Raw genomic sequence first — 15179 nt, 5'->3', positions numbered from 1 at the left:
TGTCAGCATTGAACAACCCCATGTTCGTCCTATTGTGCGGGGCAAAGCGAAAGCACCAGTTGAATTTGGGGCCAAGGTGGTTATCAGTGTCATCGAGGGATACACCCTGATTGAACACATCAGCTGGACAACTTCCATGAAGGCAACACATTGCAATTTGAGGAATTAATCAAGACTTCTCACTTCACCAAATACGCCATTGAAGAAGCTCATTTAGGATTTGATATCTGGCTTGAAAAATAAACGCCATTCTTTAGTGATTACATGTCAACGAGCACGGTTTATGATCAGGCAATGTCATTGGCAGGTATTTCAACGGAAAGACCTCCAAAGCAGGAACTGGAAAGCGTATATGACAAATGGGGCAACTATAAGTTTTTAGCTTACTGATATGAAAGGTTTGGTAACCACAGTATAACTTTTCGACTTTTACCTAAACTATAAACTACCTACAAAAGGAGTTAGGTTTATGAGCAAAAAAGAAAAGACCGCTATCCCAAATTTGCAAACGGCCAACTTTTCACCGGGAGAAAACACCTATCTTACTGAAATAGGACAAAACGGTGAAACATATAAAGCCTTATACTGGAAAGAAGGCAAGTCAGCTACTGCTGATACTGCCGCTGATCGTCCTGGAGATGAAGATCAGCCCAGAGCTGAACAAAAAGGGGTTGCGAATCCCGGCAAAGAGTATGATACCTATAAAGTAGCTGAAGAATATGGGCGAAAAAGTCTAGATGAACATTTAAAATAACAACAGCTGTCCTGTCTACTGTTCAAAGTACAAATGATAATGGCGGGCACAGTGGGGGTTAAAGGGGGCTTCGCAAGCAGGGCAGTGAAACTGACAGCCGAGATAGTCCTTAATGGATAATTCACGGCCACAAGCCCCGCACAAGATGGCAGTTGTATCCCACTTGGCTTGGGGCCAGCGGGCTGCTTGATGCCCGCTTAACGCTGTATGACAGTCGTAACAGGCCCAATACTGCTGGCAACAGGGAAATTTAATAGCCACAATATCCCGCCCTGTCCGGTAGTGGCGGCAACGGCTGTGCTGATCCAGTTCTTCTCCATAAACCCATACCTTTCCAATTTTACGCCGCATAGGATCCTCCACCTCTCATTAAAACAGGACAAATGGCCGCCCATAGCCGGGTTTATACCTTTTCCTTCAGCACCGTTTTGGCCAGTTCCAATTGCTTTTTCACCTCGTTGAAAGCTGTTCCGCCTTCGCTCTTGCGGGCGCTGACCACATGCTCCGGCTGCAGAATGTCGTAAATATCCGCCTCAAACAGGGGGCTGAACTGCCGGTACTCGTCCAGGCTTAAGTCAAGCAGGAACTTTTTATGCTGAATGGCATACAGGACCACTTGGCCGATAATGGCATGGGCCTCGCGGAAGGGCACCCCTTTATTCACCAGATAGTCGGCAATGTCGGTGGCATTGGCATAGTCTTCTTGCACCGCTTGACGCATCTTTTCCGTGTTGACCTGCATGGTTTCCAGCATAGGGGCCAAAAGCTGCAAGGCGCCTTCCAGTGTGGCCACCGTATCCAGCATGCCTTCCTTATCTTCCTGCATGTCCTTGTTATAGGCCAGGGGCAGGCCCTTCAACACTGTGAGCAACCCGATCAGATGGCCATAGACACGGCCCGTCTTGGCCCGCAACAGTTCAGGCACATCCGGGTTCTTTTTTTGGGGCATGATGCTGGAACCCGTGCAAAAGGCATCATCCAGTTCAATAAATTGAAACTCCTGGCTGGACCAGATGACCAGCTCCTCCGATAACCGGGAGATGTGCATCATTAAGATTGAGGCCGTTGATAAAAATTCCAGGATAAAATCCCGGTCACTGACCGCATCCAGACTGTTGGGATAGACACCATCAAAACCCAGGAGTTCAGCTGTCCGCCTCCGGTTGATGGGAAACGTGGTCCCCGCCAATGCCCCGGCTCCCAAGGGAGAGATGTTCACCCGTTTCAAACTGTCTTTAAAACGCTCCTTATCCCGCTCAAACATCCAAAAATAAGCCAGCAAATGATGGGCAAAGGAAACGGGCTGGGCCCGTTGCAAGTGGGTATAACCGGGCAAAATGGTCTCGACATGGGCTTCGGCCTGCTTGATAATCGCCTGCTGGACCTCCTCTAACAGCTGCACGAAACGGTTAATTTTTTTGCGCAGGTACAGGTGCATATCTGTGGCCACCTGGTCGTTGCGGCTGCGTCCGGTGTGCAATTTTCCGCCGACAGGTCCGATTTCATCAATTAAAAGCTTTTCAATGTTCATATGAATATCTTCGTGCTCCACGCTAAACTGGACCTCACCGGTTTGGATTTTTTCCTTGATCTTGAGCAAACCCTCTTTGATCTGCTCGGCCTCTTCCGCTGCAATCACCCCGCATTCGCCTAACATTTGCACATGGGCCAGGCTTCCTTCAATATCCTCCTCGGCCAGTTGCTGGTCAAAGGAGATAGAAGCTGTGTATCTTTCTACCAGTTTATTGGTTTCTTTGGTGAAACGTCCGCCCCACAATTTAGCCATATCCGCATCCTCCCTCTGCATGGCCCCGACCCATACCCTGTTTATGTCTTCAGCAAGCTGTGGCTCTGGTCCGCTTTGTTTTGTCCCTGCTTGTGCACCTCGGCATATACTTTGGTGGGCAAGCCCCACAATTTAATGAAGCCGACAGCGGCATTGTGGTCAAACAGATCCCCTTTGGAGTAAGTGGCCAGCTGTTCGTTATACAAGCTGTGTGCCGAGTAGCGGCCAACCACCGTGTGATGACCTTTAAACAATTTAACCCGCACTTTGCCGCTGACCGATTTTTGCGTTTCGTCTACAAAAGCATCCAATGCCTTTTTTAAAGGCGAATACCACAGACCGTCATAAATAATTTTAGCCATATGTTGATCCACCAGCGCCTTAAACTGGGTTACCTCCCGGGGCAAGGTGAGGAATTCCAGCTCTTTGTGCGCGTTGATCAAGATCAAAGCAGCGGGATTTTCATACACTTCTCTGGACTTGATGCCCACCATGCGGTTTTCAATATGGTCAATCCGGCCGACGCCGTGTTTGCCGCCTAATTCATTCAAGGTTTCAATCAGCGTAACCAGGTCCATTTTTTCACCGTTTAAAGCAACAGGCTCACCCTGTTCAAATTCAAGCTCAATATACTCCGGCTCATCCGGCGTTTTCTCCAGCGGCTGCGTCCATTCAAAAGCCTCTTCCGGCGGCTCAGTCCACGGATTTTCCAGCACGCCTGCTTCACAGGCCCGTCCCCAAATGTTGGCATCAATGGAAAAGGGATTATCCAGATCAACCGGGATGGGGATTCCTTTTTCCTTGGCGTATTCAATCTCTTCATCGCGGGTCATGCTCCATTCCCTGACGGGGGCAATGACCTGCAAGTTAGGATTGAGCGCTTGGATGGACACTTCAAAACGCACCTGGTCGTTCCCTTTCCCGGTGCAGCCGTGTGCCACGGCCACTGCCCCTTCCTGCTCGGCCACTTCCACCAGCAGCTTGGCTATCAGCGGGCGGGAAATAGCCGATGACAAGGGGTATTTCCCTTCATACAGGGCATTGGCTTTAAGCGCGGGCAAGATGTAGTCCTTAGCCAGCATAGCCTTGGCGTCAATGACGATCGATTTGATTGCCCCTACATCCAGCGCTTTCTGTTTAATCTTATCGAGATCTTTTCCTTCCCCTACATCCAGTGACAGGGCAATCACATCGTAACCATACTTTTCTTGAATCCATTTTATTGAAACAGAGGTATCCAGTCCCCCTGAATAGGCAAGCACGACTTTATCCTTGGCCATACAGATCCTCTCCCTTACGTCCGTCTAGTTTTTGACACTCCCGAATGAATCTTTAATTATTATATCGTATTTTTATTCATTTTGCATGATAAAAATAAAATGATTTATCTCATCAAGGCAGAGAGCAGCGCCTTTTGGGCATGCAGCCGGTTTTCGGCCTCGTCAAAAACAACCGAATGGGGACCATCAATAATGTCGGCTGTCACTTCTTCTCCCCGGTGAGCGGGCAAACAGTGTAAAAAGAGGTAATCGGATTTGGCATGTTGACACAGTTCAGCATTAACCTGGTAGGGTTGAAACACGGCCTCACGCTGGGCCTGCTCCGCTTCTTGGCCCATGCTGGCCCACACATCGGTCACCACCACATCTGCTTCCTGAACAGCTTCTACCGGATCATGGGTGATCAAAACCTGACTGCCTGTTTCCTTGGCCACCTCTTCTGCACCGGCCACAATGGCGGCATCAGGTTCATAGCCTTCTGGTGAAGCCACCGCAATATGCATGCCCACTTTGACTGCCCCTTCCAAGAGGGAATGGGCCATGTTGTTGCCGTCACCCACATAAGCCAGTTTTAAGCCCTGCAAACGGCCCTTATGTTCTAAAACCGTCAACAGGTCAGCCAGTACTTGTGCCGGATGGTGGGTATCTGTCAACCCATTGATCACAGGCACTGTTGCCGCTCGGGCAAATTCCACTAGCCCCTGGTGACTAAACGTCCGGATCATCACGCCGTCCACATAACGGGACAAAACGTTGGCTGTGTCATACAGGCTTTCCCCCCGGGAGAGCTGAATGTCTTGCTTGCCTAAAAAGATGGCTTGCCCTCCCAGCTGAATCATGCCCACTTCAAACGACACCCGGGTACGGGTCGATGGTTTTTCGAAAATCATGCCCAGCACTTTTCCTTGCAGATAGGGATGGGGGATGCCCTCTTGTTGCATCCGTTTGAGATTGAGCGCATGCTGCAGCAACCAGTGAATCTCTTCCGAACTGAAATCAGCCAGGGTTAAAAAATCTCTTCCCTTTAAATTCCGTTGCAGCTGGTTCTCTTCAAAGGAGGCAACCGGGGCCGGTGCGGCCCCTCCTTTCAGCAGGGGTTGTGTCATGGGGATAACACCCTTTCTGTAGAAATGTTTCTATAGTCACTTAACGCCCGGATATCTTGGGCGGATACATCGAGACTGTCTAAGAGCACCCTGAGCGTGTCAGGACACGTGAAGCAAGGCAATTGATAAACCAAAGCGATCTGGCGCAAGCTAAAGCCAAAGGTGCCGACCACTCGCCCCTGGTTGGGGGAGTTGAACAAGGCCCCAATCTGCCCGTGTTTCATCAGCTCTTCCACTTGCTCAAGATCATGGTCTATTTCTTGCACGTGTAAGCCATGTGACTGTAAAAAGCGGGCGGTTCCGCTGGTGGCCAGCAGGCGTATGCCCAGGCTGGCCATGCGTTGGATAAGGGGCAAAACAGCCTCTTTATCCCGGTCCGCAATGGCGCATAACAGTCCGGGCTGCTGGAGGTCTGTGTGCTGCTTGTTGTGGCTGGCCGGCTGAACAGCCTGAACCAGAAAGTCATATTCCTCCGGCATGGCTTTTGCTACCGCTTCGGCCACACTGAGACCCAGACCCAGGATCTCACCGGTCGATTTCATCTCCGGACCCAAAGCCGGATCCACATCCTTCAATTTACCGGTAGAGAAGACCGGCGCCTTGACCGTATAGAACGCGGGCTCCAGCATTAATCCCTTTTCTTCTGCAATAGCCTCAAGGGACTCGCCCAACTGCACGCGGGTGGCCCATTCAATCATCGGCACCCCTGTCACCTTGCTTATAATCGGCACGGTGCGTGAGGCCCGGGGGTTCACTTCCAGCACATACACCTGCTCTCCATCGACCACAAACTGGATATTCATCATTCCCACTACCGGCGCCTTAGTGGCAATCCGCTCCGCATAATCGGCCAAGGTCTGCTTCACTTTGTCTGGCAGGGTAGGCGGCGGAAAGATGGCCAAGCTGTCCCCGGAATGGACACCTGCCCGCTCCACATGTTCAAAGATGCCAGGGATGACCACTGTTTGACCGTCACTGATGATATCCATTTCACACTCCAGTCCGGGCACATACGCATCCACCAAAAGGGGCCAAATGCGTTCATCCCCTTCTTGCTCCACTTTTTCCAAGTACGCCTCCACTTCCTGCCGGCGGTGAAAGAGAAACATAGACTGGCCGCCAATCACATAAGAGGGGCGTACTAAGACCGGAAAGCCCAAGGTTTCAACAGCTTGGTACAGTTCTTGGGCCTGGTGAACCGTTGCCCCTTTAATATGGGGGATCTCCAGTTCATTGAGCAGGTTATAAAACTGTTCCCGGTCTTCCAGTTTGTCGATGATGTCCACGCTGGTCCCCAGCACCGGCACCCCTTCAGCTGCCAGTTCTTCGGCCACCTTGATCGCCGTCTGTCCGCCAAACTGGACAAAGACCCCTTCCACCTGCTCTTTGTCAATGACATGTAAAATATCTTCCACGGTCAGCGGTTCAAAATAGAGGCGGTCGGCCACTGAATAATCGGTGCTGACCGTTTCCGGATTGTTGTTGATGACAATAGCCTCGTAGCCCTGCTTCTTGACGGCCAGGGTGGCGTGCACAGAGCAGTAGTCAAACTCCACTCCCTGGCCAATTCGGATCGGCCCCGAGCCAATCACCAGTATTTTTTTGCCATCGCCACTTTCCACCTCATCAACTTGGCCGTGCCAGGTTGAATAGTAATAAGGTGTAACTGCCTCAAATTCCCCGGCACAGGTATCTACCTGCTTATAAACGGGAACCAGACCAAGCTGTTTGCGGCGCTGGCGAATTTCCCTTTCAGATACTTGAAAGAGACGCGCCAAATAACGGTCGGCCATGTTTTTCTGCTTTGCTTCTGTCAGCAGCTCATGGGGCAGTGTACCCCAGGTGTAACTTTTCAGATTTTCCTCAAATTCTATCAAACCTTTGATTTTCTCCAAAAACCAGGGGTCGATTTGGGTCAGTTTATACAAGTCTTGTGTTGTCCAACCACGCCGGAAAGCTTCTGCCAAGGCAAACAGTCTCAAGTCCGTAGCATGGGCCAAATGCTCTTCTAAAGCTTCGTCTGTTAATCGTTTCAACGCCGGCCATTCCAGTCCTGCTGTATTGACTTCAAGGGAACGGATGGCTTTATTGAGAGCCCCTTCGAACGTGCGGTCAATGGCCATCACTTCTCCCGTTGCTTTCATTTGGGTACCCAGGGTCCGGTCCGCTTCAGAGAATTTGTCAAAGGGGAAGCGGGGAATTTTCAACACCACATAATCGATGGCCGGCTCAAAGGCGGCATAGGTGTTTCCTGTAATCGGATTAAGCAGTTCATCCAGATGATAGCCGATGGCACACTTGGTGGCGATGCGGGCAATGGGATAGCCTGTGGCCTTGGAAGCCAAGGCAGAAGAACGGCTGACCCGCGGGTTGACCTCAATGATGTAATATTGATCAGATTCCGGATCCAAGGCAAATTGAATATTGCAGCCCCCGATCACTCCCAGCGCCCGGATCACCTTCAGCGAGGCCTGGCGCAACAGCTGATACTGTTTATCGGTCAAGGTTTGGGAAGGGGCGACCACAATGGAGTCCCCGGTATGAATGCCCACGGGATCCATGTTCTCCATATTGCACACCGTGATGCAGGTGTCGTTGGCATCACGCATAATCTCATATTCAATCTCTTTCCAGCCCTTGATGCTTTTTTCTACCAACACTTGCTGGATAGGGCTCATCTTGAGTCCTTTTTTTAACAAACGCTCTAATTCCCGTTCATTGTTGGCCACACCGCCCCCTGAGCCGCCCAAAGTATAGGCAGGCCGGGTAATGACGGGATAGCCGATAGACTGGGCAAAACGTAAACCTTCCTCCACATTGTCTACAATCTGGGATTCAGGAACAGGTTCCCCAATGTCCAGCATCAGCTGCCGGAACAGCTCCCGGTCTTCCCCTTTCTGAATGGCCTCAATGGAAGTGCCCAAAACCTCTACCCCGTAGCGGTCCAAAATGCCTTGCTCAGCCAGTTGCACGGTCAGGTTGAGACCTGTTTGCCCGCCAAGGGTGCCGATCAGCCCATCCGGCTTTTCTTTCTGAATAATGGTTTCCACTGCTTCAACGGTGAGCGGTTCCAGGTAAACCCTGTCGGCGATCTGTTCATCGGTCATAATGGTGGCCGGATTAGGATTAACCAGCACAACCTTAATCCCTTCTTCCTTTAAGGCCAGACAGGCTTGCGTGCCAGCGTAATCAAATTCGGCCGCTTGACCGATAATGATCGGTCCGGAGCCTATGACCAGGACTGTTTTGATCTCTTTACGCAAGGGCATAAGCAGAGCGGCCTCCCTTCTGCGTATGTTGCAGGAATGTGTGGAAGATATAGGCTGTATCACTTGGTCCGGGATGGGCTTCAGGGTGGAATTGTACCGTATAGATGGGCAAATGTTTATGTGTCAACCCTTCTACCGTGCCGTCATTAACATGCTGATAAGCCACCATAAACTGCTCGAGGTCCACGCTCTCTTCTTCCACAACATAACTGTGATTCTGAGGCGTGATGAGCACTTTGCCGGTGCTGAGATCCTTCACCGGATGATTGCCGCCCCGGTGGCCAAACTTCATTTTTTTTGTTTTGGCCCCATAAGCGAGGGCAATGACCTGATGTCCAAGGCAAATGCCCAAGGTAGGATAGGCTTGAGTGACACGCCGCACTTCTTCCAGCCACGGAGTTAAGGCCACAGGATCGCCAGGGCCGTTGGAATAGACCACGCCATCAGGCTGAAGCGCTTTAATTTGTTCATAGGTTGTTGAATAAGGCACGACGGTGACCTGACATTGAGCGGCCAGCAAACAGTCCAGTATTGATTTTTTCATGCCTAAATCAACCAGAACGATATGCGGGCCCGAGTTGGGATAGGTGATCATTTCTTTTGTAGACACAGCATCTACCCAGTAAGATGAGGTAAACGGAGGGGGAAGCTCCACGTTGGGTTTCATCCCTTCCTCCGGTGAACCGCAAGCGATAATGCCCTGCACCGTGCCATATTGGCGGATGGTTTTCACCAGGGCCCGTGTATCCACGCCCACAAGGGCAGTCAGCCCTTGTTCTTGTAACCATTGCGCCATGCTTTGCACAGCACCATAATGGCTGGGAGCGTTGCATAACTCCCTGACAATGATCCCCGCTACCTTCGGTTTCCTGCTTTCGTTATCGTGTAGCTGAATGCCGTAATTGCCAATCAGCGGATAGCAAAAGGTCACAATTTGTCCGGCATAGGAGGGATCGGTCATAATCTCTTGATATCCGGTCATGCTCGTATTAAACACCACTTCACCTGCAACCGGCTGCTCTTGACCGACGATTTCACCTGTAAAAACCTCCCCAGTTGCCAGTTTCACATACCCTGCCGGCATCTCTCTCACTCCTACTCTCTGTTTAAGAAGTTATGAATTATTATACTCGGGGTTGAATTATTATTCAATCCCTTTTATAAAAATACGCACCTTGTTTTTAGCCTCTATTCACAATTTATTCATCTTCTCAGAGTAAACCTTGTTTAAAAGAAGACTATAATATATACAGCACTACTTTGACACAGAGGTGGGCTCTTATGACAGAGAAAGAGACTTTATTCCATGAGGCCAAACAATTTATCACGGCCTGTTACCACGAGCTGAATAAGCCTGATATCATCGAAGAACGATTAAAGGAAATTAAAAGTGAGATTAACCGTTATGGTTATTATGAACACACGTATGAGGAACTGGCCTATGGCGCAAGGGTAGCCTGGCGCAACAGCAACCGTTGTATCGGGCGTCTGTTCTGGAGAAGCTTGCATGTCTTTGATGCCCGCCACCTGACAACGGAACAGGAGATTTACGAGGCTTTACTGAACCATATTACCTACGCCACAAATGAGGGGAAAATCAGACCGACGATTACCATTTTTAAGCCTCAGATTAAGCAGGAGCCACAGGTACGCATCTGGAACCATCAGTTAATCCGCTACGCCGGTTATGAAACAGAAAACGGCGTGACTGGAGATCCCGCTTCTTTAAGCCTGACCCGTGCCTGTCAAGAGATGGGCTGGAAAGGGAAAGGGAGCCGTTTTGATGTGCTGCCCCTGGTCATCCAGGTCCAACAGCGGCCACCAAAGTGGTTTGAGATCCCTGAGGAGCTGGTCTTGGAAGTACCTATTCGTCATCCTGAATATGACTGGTTTGAAGACTTGAACATCAAATGGTACGCGGTGCCGATTATCTCGGATATGTGCTTGGAGATCGGCGGGATTCATTACACCGCATCCCCGTTTAACGGCTGGTACATGGAGACGGAGATCGGAGCCCGCAACTTGGCCGATACCTTCCGCTACAATTTGCTGCCGGAGGTGGCCAAACGTATGGGTCTGGAGATCAGCCGCAATGCCTCATTATGGAAGGATAAAGCACTGGTTGAGCTTAATGTGGCTGTCCTCCATTCCTACAAACAGGATGGGGTCAGCATTGTTGATCATCATACCGCTGCCGAACAGTTTAAGCAATTTGAACAACAGGAACGAGACTCGGGGCGCAAAGTGACAGGAGATTGGACCTGGCTGATTCCTCCCCTCTCTCCGGCCACCACCCATATTTTTCATCAAACATATGAAAATAGGATACTGAAACCCAATTATTTTTACCAAGATCGGCCATATGAGTAACATCTGGATCTGCTGCCGCAGGACAGATGGAAGCAGTCCTGACTCGGTTACCTTTTCTTCGTCTATCATCATTTGTTGCTATTCAACCATTTTGCCCAGCGAATGCTGAACCAACGGCCACAAAGATTAACAGCAAGCTTCTAGTACATTTAGCAGCTCATCAATTTCTGTTTTTGACGTAGTTAAAGGAGGCAAAATCCGTACAACATCAGGCCCGGCCACAAGCAGCAGAACCTTTTTATCTCGGGCAGCATCCACAACCGCCTTGGCTTGGCCTTCTCCCACTAAAATCCCTTGTAAAAGTCCTTTGCCCCGCACCTCTTTGATCGTCGGCTTTGATTCGGCCAGTGCCCTTAAACCGTTGCTTAAATACTGTGCCAACTCCTGAACACGGGGCAAGAATGAAGGGTGGAGCATTTCATTCAGCGTGGCCAAACCGGCGCTGGCGGCCAGGGGATTGCCCCCGAAAGTGCTGCCATGGCTTCCTGCTGTAAAGGCTTGGGCCACATGGGCTTTGGCCAGCAGAGCGCCGATGGGGAAACCGGAACCCAGTCCCTTGGCCAGCGTGATCACATCGGGTTCAATGCCGTATTGCTCATATGCAAACAAGGTCCCCGTGCGCCCCATGCCAGTCTGCACTTCATCCACCATCAACAACAGTCCGTGTTTCTTGCATAAGCGGTCCAGTGCCGCTACCCACTCTGGCTCTGCAGGGATAACGCCCCCCTCTCCCTGTACCAGTTCCAGCATGACTGCACATGTTTGCTCCCCTGCCGCTTCCTGCAACGCGTCCATATCATTATATGGAAGATAGCGAAATCCCGGCGGCAAAGGGTGAAAATCTTGTTGGACTTTCTTTTGTCCGGTTGCCGTCAAGGTCGCGAGTGTACGCCCGTGAAACGATTGTGTGAAAGTCACAATCTCGTATGCTTCCGTCTTTTTCACCTGTTTGGCGTATTTGCGGGCCAGCTTAATCGCCGCCTCATTGGCCTCTGCCCCGCTGTTGCAAAAAAAGACCTGGTCCGCACAACTGTTTTCCACCAAGAGTTGGGCCAGTTGTTCTTGCACCGGAATATGAAACAAATTGGAACAATGCCACAACCTCTCCAGCTGGGTTTGGACCGCTTGTTTGACCGCCGGCGGAACGTGGCCCAAATTGCACACTGCCAGGCCGGACGTAAAATCCAAATAACGTTCTCCCTGCTCATCCCACACATAACTGCCTTCTCCCTTGACAATGCGCAGGGGAAAGCGTTGATAAACCTGCATTAAAGGATGCTGGCCCTCTTGTACTCTCTCTGTTGCAGTCTGGGCTGTATGGGCTGGCTTAACCATGGATGGCCGCCCCCTCCATCACGATTTTGGTGCCGACTGCTTCCCCCTGGCAAAAGGCAGCCAACGCCTGCTCATCCTTGCCGCACAGAATCACCACTTCGGGCACCTGATAAGCGAGGGCAGAAATCGCCGCCTTCACCTTGGGTACCATCCCGCCGGTAATCACATGGTCATCAATCAGCTGTTCAAGTTGTCTATTTGTCGCGGTTTTCAGCACGCGGCGGGACTCTCCCTCTTCAACGTAAATCCCCGGGATATCGCTGACAAAGCATAGGGTGGCTTGCAGTGCCCCGGCAACAGCTGCTGCAGCCATATCGGCATTGATGTTGTAATGCTGGCCGTCTTGATCAACGCCGATAGGGGAAATAACGGGAATATACCCTTGCTCCATCAGGGTGTGCAGCAAGTGGGTATTAATCTGTTTGATCTGGCCCACAAAACCCAGTTTCTCGTGGCCGGACACAGGCTCTGCTCCAAGCAGATCCCCGTCCACTCCGCTTAAGCCAATGGCTTTGCCGCCGGCCTGTTTCAGCCTGCGCACCACTTGTTTGTTGATCTTGCCGCTCAATACCATTTCTGCTGTATCCAGCACCTCACGGGTGGTCACCCGCAAACCGTTCACAAAAGAGGAAGTAATGTTGAATGCCTTCAACAAAGCGGAAATGGACGGCCCTCCCCCGTGGACAATAACCGGTTGCCACAAACCGCTTTGTTGCAGATCAACCACCTGCTGGAAAAATGAATCGGGCAATGCGTCACATACGCTTCCCCCACATTTAATGACTATATATTGCACGTTGCGCACTCCTCTCCACACCTGTCTTCAGCCATTGTCTGTTCCAGGCCCCGTATCTGTCTCTCATCAGCCGGGATCTTGATGTCTGTCACCGGTCTGTCAGGTCCGGTACAGGGCATTGATTTTAATGTAGTCGTAGGTCAAATCACAGCCCCAAGCAGTGGCTGTGCCCTCTCCCATGTTGAGGTTCACCTCAATGGTCACGGTCTCTTCTCCCAAAGCCGCCTGGGCATCTTCCTCCTTGAATGGAACCGGCAAGCCCTGATCGACCACCGTTACCGGACCGATCTTGACCTGCACCTGTTCCGGATCAAACGTCTCACCGCTGTACCCAATGGCGCACACAATCCGGCCCCAGTTAGGATCTTTTCCGTAAACGGCTGTTTTAACCAGATTGGAACCAATAATCGCTTTGGCTATCCCTCTGGCTGCCTGTTCGCTGGGAGCCCCTTTCACCGTGACTTCAATTAAGCGGGTCGCGCCTTCCCCGTCTCTGGCTATCTGCTTGGCCAGTTCCCGGCAAACCATTGCCAACCCGTTCTTAAACATTTCCCAGTCGGGATGAGCAGGGGTTAACGGCTGATGATTAGCCTTACCGTTGGCCAAGACCAGGACCATATCATTGGTGCTGGTGTCTCCATCGACCGTAATCATGTTAAAAGTTTGATCGGTCACTTCACGCAAGGCCTCCAGCAGAAAAGGTTGTTCCACACAAGCATCCGTGGTGATAAAGGCCAGCATGGTGGCCATGTTAGGATGAATCATGCCCGAACCTTTAGCTGCTCCCCCAATCGTTATCACCTGGCCGTCCACTTCCAGTTGCACCGCAAAATGTTTTGTACGCGTATCTGTAGTCAGGATCGCTTCCTCAAAACGCTCTACCCCTTGATACTCGTGGCGGGTGGACTGGGCAATCCCGGCCCTTACCTTTTCCATGGGGAGACGCTCGCCAATTACACCCGTGGAGGCGACAGCCACCAGGTGTTCTTCAATGCCCCACTGGTCTGCCATGAGCCTGCGCATTTCATAAGCGTCCGCCAAACCGGGCTGCCCGGTACAAGCATTGGCATTCCCTGAATTGACAACAACACCTTGGATCTTTTGCTCCACAGCAATGCTTTCGCGGGTGACGATCAAAGGTGCCGCCTGATAAGCATTAGTGGTATACACAGCTGCGGCCGCAGCCGGTTGTTCCGAGTAAATCCAACCTAAATCTTTCCTTTTCCGTTTCAGCCCGCAATGCAAACCGCCAGCCTGGAAACCTTTGGCCAGCGTCACACTCCCGTGTTCAACCTGTTGAATGATGCCGATCTTATTCATGGTGTCTCTCCTCTTCCTCTCTATGGATAGACAGGCAGGACGTTTAAGCCTGTTGTTTCATCCCAGTTATTCATAATATTCATATTTTGAATGGCTTGGCCGGCTGCCCCTTTCACCAGGTTATCGATCACTGAAACAATCACCAGGCGGCCTGTGCGCTGGTCATGGGCAAAGCCAATGTCACAATAATTGGAACCGTACACCTCTTTGGTTGCCGGCCATACTCCTTCAGGACGAATACGCACAAAAGCATCCCGTTCATAAAAACTGTGGTACAAGTCGATGATCTCCTTGGTTGTTTTCCCTTCGTTCAGCTGAACATACATGGTGCACATGATGCCCCGGGTCATGGGCACCAAGTGGGTGGCAAAGGTGATCTTCACCTCTTGCTGTCCCACATTGGACAAAATCTGTTCAATCTCCGGGATATGCTGATGGACGCCCAGTTTATACACCTTCAGGTTTTCGTTTGTTTCTGAAAAATGGGTGGCTAAGGACTGCTTGCGCCCGGCTCCGGAGACCCCCGATTTGGCATCAATAATCACCGTGTGCGGATCAATCCACCCTGCCTTCAAAATAGGAATCAGCCCCAACAAAGCGGCTGTCGGATAACAGCCGGGATTGGCAATAAACTTGGCTTGGGCAATCTCCTCTCTGTATATCTCACTCAATCCGTACACCGCTTTTTGCAAGTAAGCGTCAGAGGCTGGTTCGTGGTGATACCACTGGGGATACAACTGGGGATCCTTTAACCGGAAGTCACCTGCCAAATCAATACAGCGGATCCCCTTTTCCACCAATTGGGGCAGTATATCCTTGCTTACCCCTGAGGGGGTGGCCAAAAAGACCAGATCATGTGTTTCGGCCAACTGTTCCACATCCAGGGCTTGCACTGTTTGCTCAACAATGCCGGTCAAGTGAGGATAAACTTCCACCAGGTCTTTACCGCTTTGTGTATGGGAAAGTACGGCAGAGAGCTCTGCATGGGGATGATGGGCCAGGAGGCGAATCAGCTCCACCCCTCCATAACCCGTTCCTCCGATCACCGCGACCTTCAACTTGCTCCACTCCCATTTCCATTTTTGTTTATGTCTCTTTTTCAGTCTCTGCAATTAAACCACGTTGTTAGTGAATTATTATACTTTCTTTTGTATTATTATTCA

At 50.9% G+C, this 15179-nt stretch carries 12 protein-coding genes; 2 read left to right on the top strand and 10 right to left on the bottom strand.

The features are described from left to right. Positions 1-469 precede the first annotated feature (469 nt). A complete protein-coding gene (locus IEW48_RS13145; RefSeq protein ID WP_188624144.1) occupies positions 470-754 on the top strand; it encodes a hypothetical protein in 285 nt (94 codons plus the stop codon). Between the two features lie 15 nt (positions 755-769). Here IEW48_RS13145 and IEW48_RS13140 read toward each other — a convergent pair whose 3' ends face one another. The 6 genes from IEW48_RS13140 to IEW48_RS13115 all read right to left on the bottom strand — a co-directional run bounded on the left by IEW48_RS13140 (position 770) and on the right by IEW48_RS13115 (position 9279). After that, positions 770-1105 (bottom strand): CHY zinc finger protein, encoded by a 336-nt coding sequence (locus IEW48_RS13140; protein ID WP_188624143.1) that lies wholly within the window; start codon positions 1103-1105, stop codon positions 770-772. A gap of 52 nt (positions 1106-1157) precedes the next feature. Next, positions 1158-2540, bottom strand: a complete 1383-nt coding sequence (argH, locus tag IEW48_RS13135; protein ID WP_188624142.1) for an argininosuccinate lyase — start codon at positions 2538-2540, stop codon at positions 1158-1160. 41 nt (positions 2541-2581) lie between these two features. Next, positions 2582-3820, bottom strand: coding sequence for an argininosuccinate synthase (locus IEW48_RS13130; protein WP_188624141.1), 1239 nt, complete (start codon positions 3818-3820; stop codon positions 2582-2584). Between the two features lie 104 nt (positions 3821-3924). After that, the gene (gene argF, locus IEW48_RS13125) at positions 3925-4926 is read right to left on the bottom strand and encodes an ornithine carbamoyltransferase (RefSeq protein ID WP_229704049.1); all 1002 of its coding nucleotides are present in this window, start codon (positions 4924-4926) and stop codon (positions 3925-3927) included. Further along, positions 4923-8195, bottom strand: a complete 3273-nt coding sequence (carB, locus tag IEW48_RS13120) for a carbamoyl-phosphate synthase (glutamine-hydrolyzing) large subunit (RefSeq protein ID WP_188624140.1) — start codon at positions 8193-8195, stop codon at positions 4923-4925. Before carB ends, argF begins: the two co-directional genes overlap by 4 nt. Then, entirely contained in the window at positions 8182-9279 is a 1098-nt protein-coding gene (locus IEW48_RS13115; RefSeq protein WP_188624139.1) for a carbamoyl phosphate synthase small subunit, read from the bottom strand. The genes carB and IEW48_RS13115 overlap by 14 nt, the downstream gene beginning before the upstream one ends. Before the next feature lie 197 nt (positions 9280-9476). Between IEW48_RS13115 and IEW48_RS13110 the strand changes: the two genes are divergently transcribed. Continuing rightward, the gene (locus IEW48_RS13110) at positions 9477-10565 is read left to right on the top strand and encodes a nitric oxide synthase oxygenase (RefSeq protein WP_188624138.1); all 1089 of its coding nucleotides are present in this window, start codon (positions 9477-9479) and stop codon (positions 10563-10565) included. A 126-nt stretch (positions 10566-10691) separates the two neighbouring features. On the opposite strand, the gene argD is transcribed toward IEW48_RS13110, so the two are convergent. The 4 genes from argD to argC form a co-directional block, all read right to left on the bottom strand. Continuing rightward, entirely contained in the window at positions 10692-11900 is a 1209-nt protein-coding gene (gene argD / locus IEW48_RS13105) for an acetylornithine transaminase (protein WP_276529784.1), read from the bottom strand. Further along, the gene (gene argB / locus IEW48_RS13100) at positions 11893-12696 is read right to left on the bottom strand and encodes an acetylglutamate kinase (RefSeq protein WP_188624137.1); all 804 of its coding nucleotides are present in this window, start codon (positions 12694-12696) and stop codon (positions 11893-11895) included. Before argB ends, argD begins: the two co-directional genes overlap by 8 nt. A 99-nt stretch (positions 12697-12795) precedes the next feature. Next, a complete protein-coding gene (gene argJ / locus IEW48_RS13095; RefSeq protein WP_188624136.1) occupies positions 12796-14016 on the bottom strand; it encodes a bifunctional ornithine acetyltransferase/N-acetylglutamate synthase in 1221 nt (406 codons plus the stop codon). 20 nt (positions 14017-14036) lie between these two features. After that, positions 14037-15074 carry an N-acetyl-gamma-glutamyl-phosphate reductase gene (gene argC, locus IEW48_RS13090; protein WP_188624135.1) on the bottom strand — a complete coding sequence of 346 codons (1038 nt, stop codon included), beginning with the start codon at positions 15072-15074 and terminating at the stop codon, positions 14037-14039. Positions 15075-15179: the final 105 nt, after the last annotated feature.

This window comes from Caldalkalibacillus thermarum (assembly GCF_014644735.1).
GTDB classification, from domain to species: Bacteria; Bacillota; Bacilli; order Caldalkalibacillales; family Caldalkalibacillaceae; genus Caldalkalibacillus; species Caldalkalibacillus thermarum.
This window is presented reverse-complemented; position numbering and strand designations above follow the sequence as displayed.